Raw genomic sequence first — 16,393 nt, 5'->3', positions numbered from 1 at the left:
AAGAGAGGGTGGCAGGACGGTTGGAGCCGGCGTCGTTACGGAAGTGTTGGAGTAGAGAGAGATGAGAGATATAATTTTACTACAGTGCAAGGAGTGTAAGAGCAGGAACTATTCAACGAGGAAGAACAAGAAGAACACAACAGAGAAGCTGAACCTGAAGAAATACTGTAAGTTCGACAAGCGGCATACCGAGCACAAAGAGGTGAAGGCATAAAGGAGACAACAGCCAAGGCGCGGTGTGCGGCGTGTGTGCAGAGGAAGGCCAGTAGCTCTAACGGCAGAGCGTCGGACTCCAAATCCGGGTGTTGGGGGTTCAAATCCCTCCTGGCCTGCCAGAATATTAAGGGTTCATAAACAGGGGTGTGTATTATGAAAGGGTGTTTAAAGGGTATAGATGATGATTGAGAAGATTCAGGTATTTTTTAAGGAAGTAAAGTTGGAGACGAAGAAAGTGGCCTTTCCGTCAAGGGAAGAGCTTATTGGCTCAACCTGGGTGGTGTTGATATTTACGGTGGTGCTTTCGATGTTTTTGGGTATTGTCGATATGGGATTGTCAAAACTAATACAGTCGATGATAAAATAGGCGGCAGTAGCCGCCCTAAATGAGTTATTGATAAATTTGCAGAGGTGGGAACTTAAGGCAGGGATATGGAAAAAAGATGGTATGTAGTGCATACGTACTCAGGGTACGAGGATAAGGTAAAACACGGTATTGAAGAGAAGGTGTTGCAGGTAAAATTCGACGACAGGATATCGCGGGTGCTTATCCCGACAGAAAAGATAGTGGAGATAAAGAGGGGCAAAAAGACCGAGAGCGACAGGAAGTTCTATCCCGGCTATATACTCGTAGAGATGGCGATGTCCGATGAGACATGGCACCTCGTGAAGAACATCCCCCGCGTTACGGGTTTCGTCGGTGGTACCCGGCCCGTGCCACTGCCTGATGAGGAGGTAGAGGTGATACTTCAGCAGCAGGAAAAGGGAACAGGCCAGGAAGTAAAGATGCAGTATTCCAAGGGCGAGGGCGTGCGCATTACAGACGGGCCGTTTTCGAACTTCAACGGTTACGTGGACGAGGTGGACTTCGACCACGGCAGGCTGAAGGTAATGGTTAGTATATTCGGCAGACAGACGCCGGTTGAGCTGAGTTTCTATCAGGTAGAAAGAACATAGATAACACCATAGGAGGAAGTACAGATGGCCAAGGAAGTGACCGCGATGGTCAAGATACAATTGTCGGCGGGGAAGGCGAATCCCGCACCACCGGTGGGCCCGGCCCTCGGCCCGCACGGTATCAATATAATGGATTTTTGCAAGCAGTTCAACGCAAAGACCGCGCCGATGGGCGATACCATAGTGCCCGTAGTGTTGACAATATACAAAGACAGGAGTTTTACGTTTATACTGAAAACGCCCCCTGCGGCGGAACTGCTGAAAAAGGCGGCCGGTGTAATCAAAGGCTCAAGCGTGCCGAATAAGGAAAAGGTCGGCAAGGTGACCAGCGTTCAGGTGAAAGAAATAGCGAAGACAAAGATGCCCGACCTCAACGCGTATGACGCCGACAAGGCCGTCAGGATAATAAGCGGTACGGCCAAAAGTATGGGCATTGACGTGGTGGACTAGCGGCAGCGAATTATAAAGAAGGATTTCGGAAGGAGACGAGACCATATGGGCAAGAAATATGATGAGGCGGTTAAGAAGATTGACAGGCTTAAGGAGTACTCCGTAGAGGAGGCCATTGCTTTACTAAAAGAGATATCGTTCGTGAAGTTTGACCAGTCACTGGACATTGCCCTGAACCTCGGCGTTGACCCGAGGAAATCCGACCAGATGGTCAGAGGGTTCGTCGTGCTGCCGCATGGAACAGGCAAGACGGTGCGTGTGCTGGTGTTTGCAAAGGGCGAGAAGGAGAAAGAGGCGCGCGACGCCGGTGCCGACTTCGTGGGTGCCGAGGACATGATAGAAAAGATACAAAAGGGATGGCTGGATTTCGATAAGGCCGTGGCAACGCCTGACTTAATGGGCGCGGTAGGTAAACTTGGAAAACTACTTGGGCCAAGGGGGCTTATGCCAAACCCAAAGACCGGCACGGTTACGTTTGACATAACCAGGGCGGTAAAGGAGATAAAGGCGGGTAAGGTGGATTACAGGGTGGAAAAGGGCGGGATAGTCCATATGCCCGTAGGGAAACTGTCTTTTAAGCCGGAGAGCATAGCAGACAACGTCAAGACGGCACTCGATTCGATAATAAAGGCAAAACCGTCTACAAGCCGCGGGAGGTATCTGAGGAGGCTGGTTATCTCCTCAACGATGGGTCCCGGTCTGAAAATTGATTTAGGTTCGGTAACAGCATCAAAAATATAGACAAGAAATGTCAACACGGTCAGAGACGACAGGTACGATAAGTATAATCGGCCAGAAGAGGTCGGCCTGTTCAGACGGTCAACACATGGAGTTCCTGATGGAATGTCCATGCCGCCGCCAGATATTGGCACCAGGGTGTCTTGGGCCGTCTTTGAGTGTCTCGGGCCATAGAGCAATCGGACTGAGGGCCGATAACTTGAGAGAAAGGACGGGTATAATGATTACAGGATACGAAAAAAATGACGTGAAAGGGATGTGATATGAATACAAGCGATATGAACAAAGGGGACGTGATATGAACAAGAAGGAAAAGGAAGCGGTAGTTGCGAGCCTGAATGAGAAGTTCGCACGGGCGAAGGCGGTAGTGTTGACTGACTATAAGGGCATGACAGTTGAAGAGCTATCCGCCCTGAGGGTGAGCCTGAGAGGTTCGGCTGTAGAGTTCAAGGTGGTGAAAAACACGCTGGCTAAGATAGCGGCCAAGGGCACGCCGGTAGAGACAGACAAGGATGTGTTTACAGGCCCCGTAGGGGTGGCCATAGGGTATGACGACCCTACCCTTGTTCCTAAGAAGGTATTTGAATCGGCAAAGGGCAAGGACGCGAAATTAAAGGTGCTGGGCGGATTTGTGGAAGGAAGGCTGTATGACGCTAAGGACTTAAAGAAAATCGCTGACCTCCCTCCCAAAGAGGTGCTGCTTTCGCAGATGGCCGGATGTTTCTCCGCGCCGATGGGCAAGATGGCAGGCCTGTTATCCGCTACGATAGGTAAGATGTCAAACGCGCTTCACGCGTTAATAGAAAAGAAATCGGCATAGTGAAGTACAGATAAATAGACAAGTAAAGACAAACTACAATAACCTAAAGGAGGCAGCAATGTCAGAGATCACAAAAGAGCAGGTGTTACAGTTTTTCGACAACATGACCATATTACAGATGTCGGAGTTCATCAAGGAATTCGAGGACAGGTATGGGGTAACGGCAGCGGCGGCGGTTGCGGTTGCGGCAGCCCCGGCGGCGGCAGCGGCCGAGCCAGTGGAGGAAAAGACCAGCTTCGACGCCGTATTGACAGTGGTTGGCGATAAGAAGATACAGGTAATAAAGGTGGTCAGGGAGTTGACGTCCCTCGGTCTGAAAGAGGCCAAAGAGCTGGTTGATACCGCTCCTAAGGAAGTAAAAACCGGAGTAACTAAGGAAGAGGCCGAAAACATCAAGGCCAAACTGGAAGAACAGGGTGCTAAAGTAGAGATTAAATAGTTTGTCCCCAGTGCTCGAATGTTACGAACAACCCGCTCCCGCCTGTGGTAGGAGCCAGTAGAATTCTTAATGGAATTCTTAAAAACAAGGAGTAACATGGCAAGGGTAATGAGAGAGAGACTGAACCTCGGCAAGGCTGCGAAGGTGCTTGAGGTTCCATACCTGATAGAGATCCAGAGCAAGTCCTATGAAGTATTTCTGCAAAAAGACATTTCAACAGAAAAACGGAGAAACTTTGGCCTGGAGGCGGCATTCAGGAGCGTATTCCCCATAGTAGATTACAACGAGACCGCCTCAATAGACTATCTGGGCTACAGTATTCTTGAGCCAAAATACCGCGACAGGGAGTGCATACACAAGGGCCTTACCTTCTCTGCCCCCGTAAAAATCAAGGTCAGGCTGAACCTATGGGAAAGCGGCGATGACGGGAAAAAGCAATTGAGGGAATCCAGAGAGGAAGAGGTCTACATTGGTGAGATTCCCCTGATGACAGATACCGGGTCTTTTATCATCAACGGCATAGAGCGCGTAATTGTCAGCCAGTTGCACCGCTCTCCGGGCGTGTTTTTCAGCACAGATAAGACCAAAACACACACCAGCGGAAGGTTGCTTTATACGGCACGCGTTATCCCTTCCAGAGGCTCATGGCTGGACTTTGAGTTCGACACAAAGGACATCCTCTATGTGCGCATAGACAGGCGAAAGAAACTTCCCTCTACGATTGTCCTGAAGGCCCTCGGTAAGACCAACGAAGACCTCCTGAACACTTTTTATCAGGTAGAGGAGATAAAGATTTATGACAAAAACACATTTACGCGCAAACTGGCGGGCATTCTGTCGGGAATAAAGGCCACCACCGCCGTAAAAGATCCCAAAACAGGCGAGGCGATTGTCAAAGAAGGGGCGAAAATTACAAAGGCGGCCATTAAGAGGCTCCAAAACGCCGGCGTCAAGGAGATTCCCATCCTTCGCGAGGACATACTGGACAGGATAAGCCTCCACGATGTCGTTGACCCCGACACTGGAGAGATAATCGTAGAGGGCAATGAGATAATCACAGAGGAGATACTCAGCAGAATCCTGTCGGCGAAGATAGACACTCTGGGACTTCTGTTTATAGATAACGTCAGGTTTCTGCCGTCTCTGAGGGACACACTCCTGATAGACAAGGTTACCACTAAGGAAGAGGCGCTCATTGAGATTTATAAAAAGATGAGACCGGGCGAGCCACCCACGCCGGAGGCCGCTAAGGCGCTGTTTGATGGCCTGTTCTTCGACGAAAAACGCTACGACCTGTCCCCCGTGGGAAGGCTTAAGGTAAACAAAAGGCTTGGCCTTAACATCCCCATGGACAAGACAGTGTTGACCGAGGTTGACTTAGTAGAGATAATAAAATATCTGCTTGGACTTCGCACAGGGCAGGGCGAGGTGGATGACATAGACCATCTGGGCAACCGCCGCATAAGAAGCGTTGGCGAACTACTTGAAAACCAGTTCCGAATCGGACTAATCAGGATGGAACGGGCTATCAAGGAAAAGATGATGATAATAGAGATGAACGATATAATGCCTCATGATATAATAAACGCCAAACCTGTAATGGCGGCGGTGAAGGAGTTTTTTGGTTCAAGCCAGTTGAGCCAGTTCATGGACCAGACAAACCCGCTGTCTGAAATAACGCACAAGAGGAGGCTCTCCGCCCTTGGCCCTGGCGGTCTTACGCGAGACCGCGTAGGATTCGAGGTTCGCGACGTTCACCCGACACACTACGGGCGTATTTGTCCGATAGAGACGCCGGAAGGCCCGAATATAGGTCTCATAACCTCGCTGGCGTCATTTGCGCGGGTAAACGAGTACGGCTTCCTTGAGGCGCCATACAGAAAGGTCGTAAACACCCTGGTGACCGATGAGATACTGTTCCTGTCGGCCATAGACGCGGAGAAGTGCGTCATAGCCGAGGCGACCACGCCAACGGATAAAGACAGTCGGCTTATTGGCAATGCCATCTCCGCAAGGATAGGCAGCGACATAAAGATCGTCCCTCCGGGCGATATACAATACATGGACGTATCCCCAAAGCAGATTGTGGGCGTTTCCGCGTCGTTGATCCCATTTCTGGAAAACGACGACGCCAACCGCGCGCTAATGGGTTCCAATATGCAGAGGCAGGCAGTGCCGCTGATAAAACCTAACGCCCCGATTGTGGGCACGGGAATGGAACTTGTGGCGGCGAGGGACTCAGGGGCGGCAATATTGGCTAAACGTGGCGGGACTATCGAAACCCTCGACTCAAACCGCATAGTGGTAAGGGTGGAAGATGAGGGCGGAGTTGATATCTACAATCTGGTGAAGTTCGTGCGCTCTAATCAGGCAACTTGCATAAATCAAAGGCCGATAGTGGATTTCGGAATGAAAGTTGGGGCCGGCGACGTGATAGCCGACGGGCCGTCAACAGACATGGGGGAGCTGGCCCTTGGAAGAAGCGTTCTGGTGGCGTTTATGCCATGGGGCGGGTATAACTTTGAAGACGCCATTTTGTTAAGCGAAAAACTCGTAAGGGAGGATGTCTTTACGTCAATACACATAGAGGAATTTGATGTGGAGGCAAGAGAGACAAAACTCGGCCCTGAGGAGATAACGCGCGATATACCTAACGTTGGCGAGGACGCCCTGGCAAGCCTTGACGAAAGCGGTATTATCTATATAGGTTCGGAGGTAAAGCCGGGCGACATACTCGTGGGCAAGATAACCCCTAAGGGCGAGACGCAGTTAACGCCGGAGGAGAAACTCCTGCGCGCGATATTTGGCGAAAAGGCGGAAGAGGTCAAAGAGAGCTGCCTCTACGTCCCGCCGGGCGTCAAGGGTATCGTAGTAGACGTAAAGGTCTTCACCCGCAGGGGAATTAAAAAGGATACACGCGCTAAGGCCCTTGAGGACGACGAGATAAAAGGCCTCCAGCGAGACGTGGAAGAAGAGATACGAATTATGTCAGATGAGATGCACAACCGCCTCAGGAAGCTCTTAACCGGCAAGACCGCCGTTGAGGACCTAAGAAGGGACTCTGGTGCCAGGGAGCTTATCTGTAAGGCCGGCGACGTGCTCACCCCTGAGATATTAGAGGCTATAAGCGATAGAAAACTCAGCCGTCTGAAAATCAGCGACCCCAACACGCAGCAGCAAATTGAAGATTTTATGAAGACGACAAGGGATTACTTAAAACAGCTTCAAAACAGGTATGACGAAAGAATAGAGAGGCTGAAAAAAGGAGATGAGCTACCCCCCGGTGTCAATAAACTCGTAAAGGTCTATATTGCAATGAAGAGGAAGATACAGGTGGGGGATAAAATGGCCGGAAGGCACGGCAATAAGGGTGTTGTGGCAATGGTACTGCCTGAGGACGACATGCCATACCTGCCAGATGGCACACCGGTTGAAATAGTGCTGAATCCCCTCGGCGTACCGTCAAGAATGAACGTAGGGCAGATACTTGAGACCCATCTCGGATATGCGGCGAAGGCCCTCGGTGTTTATGTGGCAACTCCGGTGTTTGAAGGGGCAAAGGAAAACGACATAAAAGAACTCCTGAAAAAGGCCGGCCTCGCCGAAAACGGGCAGTCAGTACTGTTTGACGGCAAGACAGGGGAACCATTCGAGAGGCCTGTAACCGTGGGCTATATGTATATGCTCAAGCTCCACCATCTGGTTGAGGATAAGATACACGCGCGCTCCATAGGGCCATATTCGCTGGTAACACAGCAGCCCCTCGGCGGCAAGGCGCAGTTTGGCGGACAGAGGCTCGGTGAGATGGAAGTCTGGGCGCTGGAGGCCTATGGCGCGTCCTACACGCTGCAAGAGTATTTGACGGTAAAGAGCGACGACGTTACCGGGCGCGCCAAGATGTACGAGGCGATAGTCAAGGGCGACGCAACACTTGATCCGGGTGTACCGGAGTCGTTTCATGTCCTGATAAAAGAACTCCAAAGTCTCTGTCTCGACGTAGAGCTTTTGGAGAAAAAAAGATAGAGGGGGATAACACTCTTGAGTGAAATCGTATACAGTATGTATCAGATTCCAAAGACTCAAAAGGACTTCGACGCGATAAGGATAAAACTTGCCTCCGCTGAGCGTATCAGGGAATGGTCGTTCGGTGAGGTGAAAAAGCCTGAGACGATAAACTACAGGACTTTTAAGCCTGAGAAAGACGGCCTGTTCTGCGCCAAGATATTCGGTCCGGTAAAGGACTGGGAGTGCATTTGCGGTAAATACAAGAGGATGAAACACAGGGGCGTTGTGTGCGATAAGTGTGGCGTGGAGGTAATCCACGCCAAAGTCAGAAGGGAACGCCTCGCACATATAGAGCTTTGTACGCCGGTGGCGCATATATGGTTTCTCAAGGGCGTGCCAAGCAGGATTGGAATGCTGCTTGATATGACGATGAAAAACCTTGAGAAAGTCCTCTATTTTGAAAGTTATGTGGTGGTTGACCCTGGTGACACACCCCTGAAGGAAAAACAGATACTCAGCGAAGAGGAGTACAAGAAGTATGCGCTGGAGCTGGGTTCGCGCTTTAAGGGCGGCATGGGTGCAGAGGCAATAAGAGAACTGCTTCGAAAGGTTGACCTTGACTGGCTGTCCGTTGACCTGAAGACGAGGATTGAGGAGACCGGAGCAATAGGGGTAAAGAAGCGTCTCACTAAGAGGCTCAAGATAGTCGAGGCATTCAGGATGTCGAAAAACAAGCCCGAATGGATGATTCTTGATGTGATCCCTGTGCTTCCTCCAGATTTGAGGCCGCTTGTACCGCTTCAGGGTGGACGATTTGCGACTTCTGATTTGAACGACCTCTACCGGCGCGTCATCAACCGCAACAACAGATTAAAGCGGCTTATTGAGCTGAAGGCCCCAAGCGTCATCGTAAAAAACGAAAAGCGAATGCTGCAGGAGGCCGTTGACTCACTCTTTGATAACACAAAGGGGGCGAAACTGCCTAAGAGCTCAACGAAGAGGACATTGAAATCCCTCAGCGATATGATAAAGGGCAAGCAGGGGCGTTTCAGGCAAAACCTGCTTGGCAAGCGCGTGGACTACTCAGGACGTTCGGTTATAGTGGTAGGCCCGGAGTTAAAGCTCCACCAGTGTGGCCTTCCAAAACTGATGGCCCTTGAGCTATTTAAACCCTTTATATTCAATAAATTAGAGGAAAAGGGTTATGTAACGACGATAAAACAGGCGAAGAAATTCGTCGAAATGGAGCGGGACGAGGTATGGGACGCACTTGAGGAGGTAATCCAGGAACATCCGGTGCTTCTGAACAGGGCGCCCACGCTTCACAGGCTTGGCATTCAGGCCTTTGACCCAATCCTCATAGAGGGTAAGGCGATAAAACTCCACCCTCTGGTATGTACGGCCTATAACGCCGACTTTGACGGCGACCAAATGGCAGTCCACGTCCCGTTGTCCGTAGAGGCGCAGGTTGAGGCTCGCGTACTTATGATGTCAATAAACAATCTCCTGTCACCGGCAAGCGGCAAGCCTATTGTGCTTCCAACTCAGGACATGGTGCTGGGGATTTACTATCTGACAAAGGAAAGACCGGGCGCAAAGGGCGAGGGCAAACATTTTTCGTCTGTCGAGGAGGTGCGCATAGCCTACGACAGCGGCGCGGTTGTTGAGCACGCGAAGATAAAGGTTGAGATAGACGGCACACATGTCAATACGACAGTCGGCAGGGTGTTGTTCTATGAAATCGTGCCTAAGGATGTGCCATTTGCTGAAATAAACAAGGTGCAGACTAAGAAAGAGGTGCAAAAGGTAATTGACTATGCCCATAAGTATGCCGGAAGGCGTAAGACGGTTATGTTTTTAGACGAGCTGAAAAATCTTGGATTTCATTACGCGACGAAATCCGGCATATCAATATGTATAACCGACATGCACATACCATCAAACAAGGCGGAAATCCTGAAAGAGGCCGAGAAAGAAGTCATGGAGGTGTATAAGCAGTACTCCGACGGCCTGATAACGCAGGGCGAGAGGTACAACAAGGTCATTGACATCTGGGCAACCGTGACAGAGAAGGTGGCAGAGTTTATGATGGCAGAGTTAGGCGCGGAGGACGGCAAGACGCTGACCAAAGAGGATATAGAGAAGAATCGTGCCTTTAACAGCGTGTTCATGATGGCTGACTCAGGGGCCAGAGGTTCGGCGGCACAGATAAGACAGCTTGCCGGTATGCGCGGACTGATGGCAAAGCCATCGGGTGAGATAATTGAGACCCCGATTACGGCGAACTTCCGCGAGGGGCTCTCCCCGCTTCAGTACTTCGTATCCACGCACGGCGCACGTAAGGGCCTTGCCGATACGGCGCTAAAGACGGCGAACTCCGGCTATCTGACCAGAAGGCTTGTTGACGTTGCCCAGGACGTTATTATCACAGAGATAGACTGTGGCACTGAAGACGGCATAATCATTACGTCGCTGATTGAAGGTGGAGAGATAATCCAGCCCATTGAAGAAAGGCTGCTGGGCAGACTCCCGGCAGAGGACATAAAAGACCCCGTGACACAAGAGGTAATATGGCCGAGAAACGTGGAAATAGACGAAGAGGCCGTGTCGGTAATCGTGGAGGCAGGCGTTGACAGGGTGAAAATACGCTCAGTGCTGACGTGCCAGACAAAGTTTGGCATATGCGGCAATTGCTATGGAAGGGACCTCGCAAGGAACACCAAAATTGAAATAGGCGAGGCAGTGGGCATCATAGCCGCCCAGTCCATAGGCGAGCCTGGTACGCAGCTCACCATGAGGACGTTCCATATCGGCGGTGCGGCCACAAAGGTTATTGAGCAGGCCGTGCTGACAGCAAAGCACTCAGGGCTGGTCAAGTTTGTTGATTTGAACTATGTTACTAACCGCGAAGGGCTTCTGGTCGTTATGAATCGTAATGCCTTTGTGGCCGTAGCCGACGAGACAGGCAGAGAGCGTGAAAAGCATAACCTCGTTTACGGGGCGCGTCTTACGGTGAAAGAGGATGACAGGGTAACGATAGGGCAAAAGATAGCCGAATGGGACCCGTACTCAACACCGATTCTAACAGAAGTAGGTGGGCGCGTTGCGTGGGGCGATGTCGAGGAAGGCATCACCGTAAAAGAACAGGTTGATGAGATAACGGGGCTTTCGCATAAACTGATAATAGATTACCCGACACATCTGAATCTGAGGCCGAGGATATCAATTAAGGACGAGCATGGCAAGTCAACGCTCAAACTGCCCGGCACTTCTATCCCCGCGCGTTATAATCTCCCGGCGGGCGCTAATATCCTCGTAGAGAAAAATGACCTCGTAGCCCCCGGCGATATATTGGCGAAGATACCGAGGGAAACGATAAAGACAAAGGATATAACAGGCGGTCTGCCGCGTGTGGCTGAGCTATTTGAGGCTCGTAAACCGAAAGAACCCACACTCGTGTCTGAAATTGACGGCACAGTGGAGCTTGTCTCAACCCAAAAGGGCGTCAGAATGGTAAAGGTGCGCGGCGGGGATATCACGAAGGAATATACCATTCCTAAGGGCAAACACGTCACAGTGCACGACGGCGACTGGGTGAAGGCCGGTGAGGCGTTGATGGACGGGGCCGTCAATCCGCACGACATCCTGGACATCTTAGGGCCTACGGAGTTGCAGCGCTATATGGTTGACGAGGTGCAGAAGGTGTACAGGCTGCAGGGCGTTGCCATTAACGACAAACACATTGAGATAATAGTTCGCCAGATGATGAGAAAAGTAAACATAGAAGACACGGGCGGCACTGAGTTCATGATTGGCGAGCACGTTGACCGTATGCATTTTCAGGAGGTCAACGAGGCGGTTATGGCGGAAGGCGGAAGGCCGGCCACCGCCAAACCACTGTTGCTTGGCATCACGAAGGCGTCTCTGACGACATATAGTTGGGTCTCTGCGGCGTCATTTCAGGAGACAACGAGGGTGCTTACCGACGCGGCCCTAAGCGGCGCTATTGACGACCTGCATGGCCTGAAGGAAAACGTCATTATGGGTAAGATAATACCCTGTGGCACGGGCATGGACAAGTTTATTGATACGTTTGTAAAACGAGAGGCCGAGGAGCATGTCGAAGAAGAAGAGGCCGTCGAATAATAATCCGTATGTCTGATAAATGTGGCAGGGGAGCGGCTGCTCCTCTGCCTGTACTTCAATGAAGATTCAATCGCACATTGACCTGAGAAAAAAAATAATCGTATTGGCATGTCTTCTGATATTTATAGTATCAATGGGCACGGCCGGTTATATGGTTACCGAGGGATGGGGCGCCTTTGATTCGTTTTACATGGTGGTCATTACTCTGGCCACGATAGGCTATCAGGAGGTTCATCCGATGTCGGTTTCCGGAAGGTCATTTACGATAGTTCTAATCATCTTTGGCGTTGGAGCACTGGCCTATACCGTAAACACTGCTATGAGGATAGTGCTTGAAGGGGAATTACAGGAGGTACTTGGGAGGAGGAAGATGGAAAAAAAGATCAAAGCAATGACAGACCACTATATAATATGCGGCTATGGAAGACTGGGGCAGATTATCTGCCGCGAGCTGCGCTCAAACGATGTGCCGTATGTAGTGATAGAAAAAGCGCGTCCAGAGGAGGACACGGACAGTGCGGAGCTTTTTCTCACGGGAGACGCCACAAGAGATGAGGTATTAATTGAGGCCGGCATAGGGCGAGCGGCAGGGTTGATTTCGGTGTTATCTACGGATGCTCAAAATCTGTTTGTGGTTCTAAGCGCGCGGGGGTTGAATCCGACACTAAAGATAGTGGCGAGGGCTGGTGAGGAAAGCACTGAATCGAAACTCATCAGGGCAGGGGCAGACCGCGTCGTCTCCCCGTATCACATCGGGGGCCTAAAGATGGCCCAGACGATTTTAAAGCCGGCTGTGGTGGATTTTCTTGAGTTTGCCACAAAAAGCGGCAATATTGAGTTGCAGATGGAGGAGCTGACAGTAACCCAGGGTTCTGAATTTGCCAACCGGACACTGAGCGATTTGGGAATTGGCCGTAAGTTCGGGGTAATTATCGTTGCTGTTAAACGCTCTGCCGGTGAGATGCTTTTTAACCCCACGCATAAGTCTATTGTTGAGCCGGGCGATACGCTTATAGCCCTCGGTGAGGTCAGCAAACTAAAGAATCTCGAAAAGATGTTCAGGAAATAATTCAGCGCCCATACCCCTGATATGATAGCCCACCTATTAGCGCCCTAAAATTGCGTTAGCCTTTTTCTTCCATTTGGCCTTTCGCGCCGGCTAAAGCCGTCGGTTTTTCCTTTACCTTTACGTCCGCATAAATATATAATCAAAGGAGGGTATGGGATATGCCATTAAAAGATGACAATGAGATTAAGGCCGATGAGATAACTCCAAAAGAGGTCTATCTGAACAGGCGTGAGTTTATGGCCGCCTCAGCCACTGCGGCTGCGGCGGCGGCATTCCCCCCGCTTGCGGAGGCGCAGTCCCACGGCGGTATCCCCATGAAAATCGAAAAACATGTCGACTACGCCGGCAGCGAAGAGCAAACTCTTTACAAAAGCGCGGCGGGTTATAATAATTTCTACGAATTTTCCACAAATAAAGAAGATGTGGCCCCAATGAGTAAGAACTTTCGCACCCGCCCGTGGACAGTGACCATAGAGGGCCTTATAAAAAACCCCAGGTGCTATGATATTGATGAGTTAATAAAACGCTTCCCCCTTGAGGAGCGCGTATATCGCCTTCGCTGTGTCGAGGGGTGGTCTATGGTTATACCGTGGGTAGGATTTCCCCTCGCTGGGTTTATAAAACTGATCGAACCGGACTCAAAGGCGAAGTTCGTTGAGTTTACCACAATCCATGACCCGTCTCAAATGCCGGGACAGAGGCGTGACGTCCTTCAATGGCCTTACGTGGAGGGCCTTCGGTTGGACGAGGCCGTCCATCCCCTTACCATTTTGTCTGTGGGCATGTACGGCGAGGTGTTGCCAAATCAAAACGGCGCGCCGTTAAGATTAGTTGTGCCATGGAAATACGGGTTTAAGAGTATAAAATCCATCGTGAAAATAAGACTTACCGACCAAATGCCTGTTACCTCGTGGATGAAGGCAGGCCCGCTTGAATACGGGTTTTACGCCAATGTCAACCCCGAGGTTGACCACCCGCGATGGTCACAGGCGACAGAGCGCAGAATCGGTGAGTTTTTTAGACGTAAGACGCTGATGTTTAACGGATATGCCCAACAGGTGGCGTCACTTTACGCCGCAATGGACCTGCGTAAGTACTTCTAATCAGGGTGGTTCAATTATGGAAAATAACAAAACGTGGAAAATACCAAAGGCCGTTGTCGCTTTAGCATTTCTCACCCCGTGCATGTATCTTATATGGGCAGGACTGACGTCGCATTTAGGCGCTGACCCGGTTGAGAAAGTCCTTCACACAGCGGGTGATTGGACATTTAATTTTTTATTATTAGCCATAGCGGCAAGGACACTCAGCAACCTTCCTTACCTGAAATGGATTTCCGGGTATCACAAAGCGGCGGGTTTGTCCGCGTTTTTTTACGCCACGCTCCATTTTCTGACATATGCGGCGGCCGACCAGGATTTTTCGATAAGTGACATCATTGAAGATGCCACAAAACACACGCGAATCATCTTTGGGGCGCTGGCCTATCTGTTAATAGCCTCGGCTGTGCTTATGATGGTGCCGGTGATTTTAAGGCGAATAGGGTTTACGTGCATAAAGGGCTTACATAAAGCAGTGGTGTATCCGGCTGCCACAAGTGCCGCAATACACTACGTTTGGCTAGTGAAAAAGGATGTTCGCACGCCCCTGATATATGCGGCGGTCTTTGCGGCATTAGCCGTGTATAGGGCAATCACGAAATTCACGGAGAAAAAAAGGCCGGTCTGATTGCCGCATTCAAAGGTTGGGCAGGCAGTACCATGTGCCACAAGGAGATTTCAATCATGAATAGAGGCAATCTAGGTCAATCGCTGGTAGCTGTCATAGTTTGTATGTTAGCAATCTTTAACCTTAGCCCGTCAGCGTCCACCGCGGCAACGGCCACTGAGGCAACGGCCGTGGCGGCAATTACCACCGTCTATAATCAATATGCTTCGTGGTTTGGTTCACCATCCGGAGGCTTACAGACGGGAAGTTCCGGTTCGTCCACGTACTACTTCCAATGGTACACAAACGGTGCCGCCCTTGTGGCCTGGCCAGATGGATATATGTATTTGTATGATGGCCAGTGGTACCAGATAGGGGTGAACTGGCAAACATTAGGTGAGGCAGCCACAGAGATTATGACAGTCTATAATCAATATGCCTCGTCGCTTGGAACTCCTTCCGGAGGCATAATTACGGGGACATCCGGCGGGGTCTCATGCTATATCCAATGGTACACAAACGGTACCGCCCTTGTAGCCTGGACCGACGGGTATATGTATATGTATAATGGCCAGTGGAACAGCTTAGGGGTGAGCTGGACGAATCCGACGCCGACACCCACGCCCACACCCTCTCCAACACCAACACCCACTCCCTCAACCACGCCTTCTCCAACACCAACACCGACCACGGGAGGTAATGTGCTTTCCCTTACGGTAAACGGCTCGCTCTGTTCGGCGGCCAACTCATCTGGGTATGCCAACAAACCGTGCGTCAGCGTTACAATCTGTACCCCTGGCACCGCAACCTGCCAGACAATAAACGACATCCTTTTAGATACGATGAGTACCGGTCTGAGGGTATTCAAATCGGTTTTGAGTGTTTCCCTGACGCCAGTAACCGCGGGTTCCGGAACGCTTGTGGAGTGTATGGAATATGGGGATGGCTCGGCTGACTGGGGGTATGTTGCCACGGCGAGCGTCATACTGGGTAGTGAGCCTGCCGTTACGGTGCCGGTACATGTTATTGATTCCACCTTTGACTCCACCTTCAGCGGCATTCCAGGAGGGTCATCAGGTTGTGTGCTGCGCCAAAATCCATATGTGGATACAAGCCCTGCGGAAGCCGGGTTCAACGGCATACTCGGAGTCAATGTTCTTCCCCATGACTGCGGTTCGGACTGCGTAAATAACGCCAACAACCAGACATATTACTCCTGCGGGGGAGGCAGGTGCAGCGGTACAACCGTTGCCCTGTCCAATCAGGTTCAAAACCCTGTGGCGCTTCTGCCACAGGACAACAATGGTGTGATAGTGCAGCTCCCGGGCGTGTCTCTGGGCGGGGTGGCCTCAGTAAGCGGCTCACTCGTGCTTGGTATTGGCACACAGTCCAATAACTCGCCACTATCCACGGTAACTGTCTATCCAACCGACCAATACGCCGATCTCACCACAACCTTCAACGGCGTTCCTTACAATGGCAACGGTTTCATAGACAGCGGCTCAAACGCCTTATTTTTTCAGTCCCCCTCCGCAAGCACCTTGCCCGACTGCAGCGCTTCTTCCAGTGCTGACGGTTTTTACTGTCCTACGGCCACACAGAGCTTTACGGCGTCCAATCAGGGAATTAACGGCTCTCCAAGCGGTACCGTCTCATTCCAGATAGGTAATGCCTCAAGTCTTTTTAATTCAAACAACAATGTGTTTGTCGAATTAGGCGGGGATGGGGCAGGGGAATTCGACTGGGGGCTGCCTTTCTTCTTTGGACGAAGCGTTTATTATGGAATAGACGGCACTAAGTCAACACTGGGCACGGGTCCATACGTTGCCTATTGAAGCGCAATTTT

General features: G+C 50.9%; 13 protein-coding genes and 1 tRNA gene. All 14 read left to right on the top strand.

Features of this window, described 5'->3' with window-relative positions; translation table 11 throughout:
* Positions 1-61 precede the first annotated feature (61 nt).
* The 14 genes from rpmG to AB7D94_RS03760 all read left to right on the top strand — a co-directional run bounded on the left by rpmG (position 62) and on the right by AB7D94_RS03760 (position 16,382).
* Positions 62-214, top strand: coding sequence for a 50S ribosomal protein L33 (gene rpmG, locus AB7D94_RS03825; RefSeq protein WP_420264398.1), 153 nt, complete (start codon positions 62-64; stop codon positions 212-214).
* 45 nt (positions 215-259) lie between these two features.
* Positions 260-335 (top strand) — tRNA-Trp (locus tag AB7D94_RS03820).
* A gap of 59 nt (positions 336-394) precedes the next feature.
* Positions 395-583 carry a preprotein translocase subunit SecE gene (gene secE / locus AB7D94_RS03815; protein ID WP_420264397.1) on the top strand — a complete coding sequence of 63 codons (189 nt, stop codon included), beginning with the start codon at positions 395-397 and terminating at the stop codon, positions 581-583.
* A 65-nt stretch (positions 584-648) separates the two neighbouring features.
* Complete coding sequence (gene nusG / locus AB7D94_RS03810) at positions 649-1,173, top strand: transcription termination/antitermination protein NusG (RefSeq protein ID WP_420264396.1); 525 nt, start codon at positions 649-651, stop codon at positions 1,171-1,173.
* 24 nt (positions 1,174-1,197) lie between these two features.
* Positions 1,198-1,623 carry a 50S ribosomal protein L11 gene (gene rplK / locus AB7D94_RS03805; RefSeq protein ID WP_420264395.1) on the top strand — a complete coding sequence of 142 codons (426 nt, stop codon included), beginning with the start codon at positions 1,198-1,200 and terminating at the stop codon, positions 1,621-1,623.
* 45 nt (positions 1,624-1,668) lie between these two features.
* Positions 1,669-2,364: a 50S ribosomal protein L1 gene (gene rplA / locus AB7D94_RS03800; RefSeq protein ID WP_420264394.1), complete on the top strand. Its 696-nt coding sequence runs from the start codon at positions 1,669-1,671 to the stop codon at positions 2,362-2,364.
* 295 nt (positions 2,365-2,659) lie between these two features.
* Complete coding sequence (gene rplJ, locus AB7D94_RS03795) at positions 2,660-3,181, top strand: 50S ribosomal protein L10 (RefSeq protein WP_420264393.1); 522 nt, start codon at positions 2,660-2,662, stop codon at positions 3,179-3,181.
* 58 nt (positions 3,182-3,239) lie between these two features.
* The gene (gene rplL, locus AB7D94_RS03790; RefSeq protein WP_420264392.1) at positions 3,240-3,620 is read left to right on the top strand and encodes a 50S ribosomal protein L7/L12; all 381 of its coding nucleotides are present in this window, start codon (positions 3,240-3,242) and stop codon (positions 3,618-3,620) included.
* Between the two features lie 96 nt (positions 3,621-3,716).
* Complete coding sequence (gene rpoB / locus AB7D94_RS03785; RefSeq protein ID WP_420264400.1) at positions 3,717-7,643, top strand: DNA-directed RNA polymerase subunit beta; 3,927 nt, start codon at positions 3,717-3,719, stop codon at positions 7,641-7,643.
* 36 nt (positions 7,644-7,679) lie between these two features.
* The gene (rpoC, locus tag AB7D94_RS03780; RefSeq protein WP_420264399.1) at positions 7,680-11,771 is read left to right on the top strand and encodes a DNA-directed RNA polymerase subunit beta'; all 4,092 of its coding nucleotides are present in this window, start codon (positions 7,680-7,682) and stop codon (positions 11,769-11,771) included.
* Positions 11,772-11,829: 58 nt separating this feature from the next.
* Positions 11,830-12,840: a potassium channel family protein gene (locus AB7D94_RS03775; protein WP_420264391.1), complete on the top strand. Its 1,011-nt coding sequence runs from the start codon at positions 11,830-11,832 to the stop codon at positions 12,838-12,840.
* A 158-nt stretch (positions 12,841-12,998) separates the two neighbouring features.
* Positions 12,999-13,943 carry a protein-methionine-sulfoxide reductase catalytic subunit MsrP gene (gene msrP / locus AB7D94_RS03770; RefSeq protein ID WP_420264390.1) on the top strand — a complete coding sequence of 315 codons (945 nt, stop codon included), beginning with the start codon at positions 12,999-13,001 and terminating at the stop codon, positions 13,941-13,943.
* A 16-nt stretch (positions 13,944-13,959) separates the two neighbouring features.
* Positions 13,960-14,568, top strand: coding sequence for a protein-methionine-sulfoxide reductase heme-binding subunit MsrQ (locus AB7D94_RS03765; RefSeq protein WP_420264389.1), 609 nt, complete (start codon positions 13,960-13,962; stop codon positions 14,566-14,568).
* Between the two features lie 56 nt (positions 14,569-14,624).
* Positions 14,625-16,382: a DUF3443 domain-containing protein gene (locus tag AB7D94_RS03760; protein ID WP_420264388.1), complete on the top strand. Its 1,758-nt coding sequence runs from the start codon at positions 14,625-14,627 to the stop codon at positions 16,380-16,382.
* Positions 16,383-16,393 lie beyond the last annotated feature (11 nt).

Origin of the sequence: Candidatus Magnetominusculus dajiuhuensis (assembly GCF_046044395.1) — a bacterium.
GTDB classification, from domain to species: Bacteria; Nitrospirota; Thermodesulfovibrionia; order Thermodesulfovibrionales; family Magnetobacteriaceae; genus Magnetominusculus; species Magnetominusculus dajiuhuensis.
Note: the sequence above shows the minus strand (reverse complement) of the source record. Positions and strands in the feature narration are given on the sequence as shown.

Coding starts and splice junctions, on each gene's coding strand:
- rpmG (WP_420264398.1), top strand. CDS start 62: ATGAGAGATATAATTTTACTACAGTGCAAGGAGTGTAAGAGCAGGAAC.
- secE (WP_420264397.1), top strand. CDS start 395: ATGATGATTGAGAAGATTCAGGTATTTTTTAAGGAAGTAAAGTTGGAG.
- nusG (WP_420264396.1), top strand. CDS start 649: ATGGAAAAAAGATGGTATGTAGTGCATACGTACTCAGGGTACGAGGAT.
- rplK (WP_420264395.1), top strand. CDS start 1,198: ATGGCCAAGGAAGTGACCGCGATGGTCAAGATACAATTGTCGGCGGGG.
- rplA (WP_420264394.1), top strand. CDS start 1,669: ATGGGCAAGAAATATGATGAGGCGGTTAAGAAGATTGACAGGCTTAAG.
- rplJ (WP_420264393.1), top strand. CDS start 2,660: ATGAACAAGAAGGAAAAGGAAGCGGTAGTTGCGAGCCTGAATGAGAAG.
- rplL (WP_420264392.1), top strand. CDS start 3,240: ATGTCAGAGATCACAAAAGAGCAGGTGTTACAGTTTTTCGACAACATG.
- rpoB (WP_420264400.1), top strand. CDS start 3,717: ATGGCAAGGGTAATGAGAGAGAGACTGAACCTCGGCAAGGCTGCGAAG.
- rpoC (WP_420264399.1), top strand. CDS start 7,680: ATGTATCAGATTCCAAAGACTCAAAAGGACTTCGACGCGATAAGGATA.
- AB7D94_RS03775 (WP_420264391.1), top strand. CDS start 11,830: ATGAAGATTCAATCGCACATTGACCTGAGAAAAAAAATAATCGTATTG.
- msrP (WP_420264390.1), top strand. CDS start 12,999: ATGCCATTAAAAGATGACAATGAGATTAAGGCCGATGAGATAACTCCA.
- AB7D94_RS03765 (WP_420264389.1), top strand. CDS start 13,960: ATGGAAAATAACAAAACGTGGAAAATACCAAAGGCCGTTGTCGCTTTA.
- AB7D94_RS03760 (WP_420264388.1), top strand. CDS start 14,625: ATGAATAGAGGCAATCTAGGTCAATCGCTGGTAGCTGTCATAGTTTGT.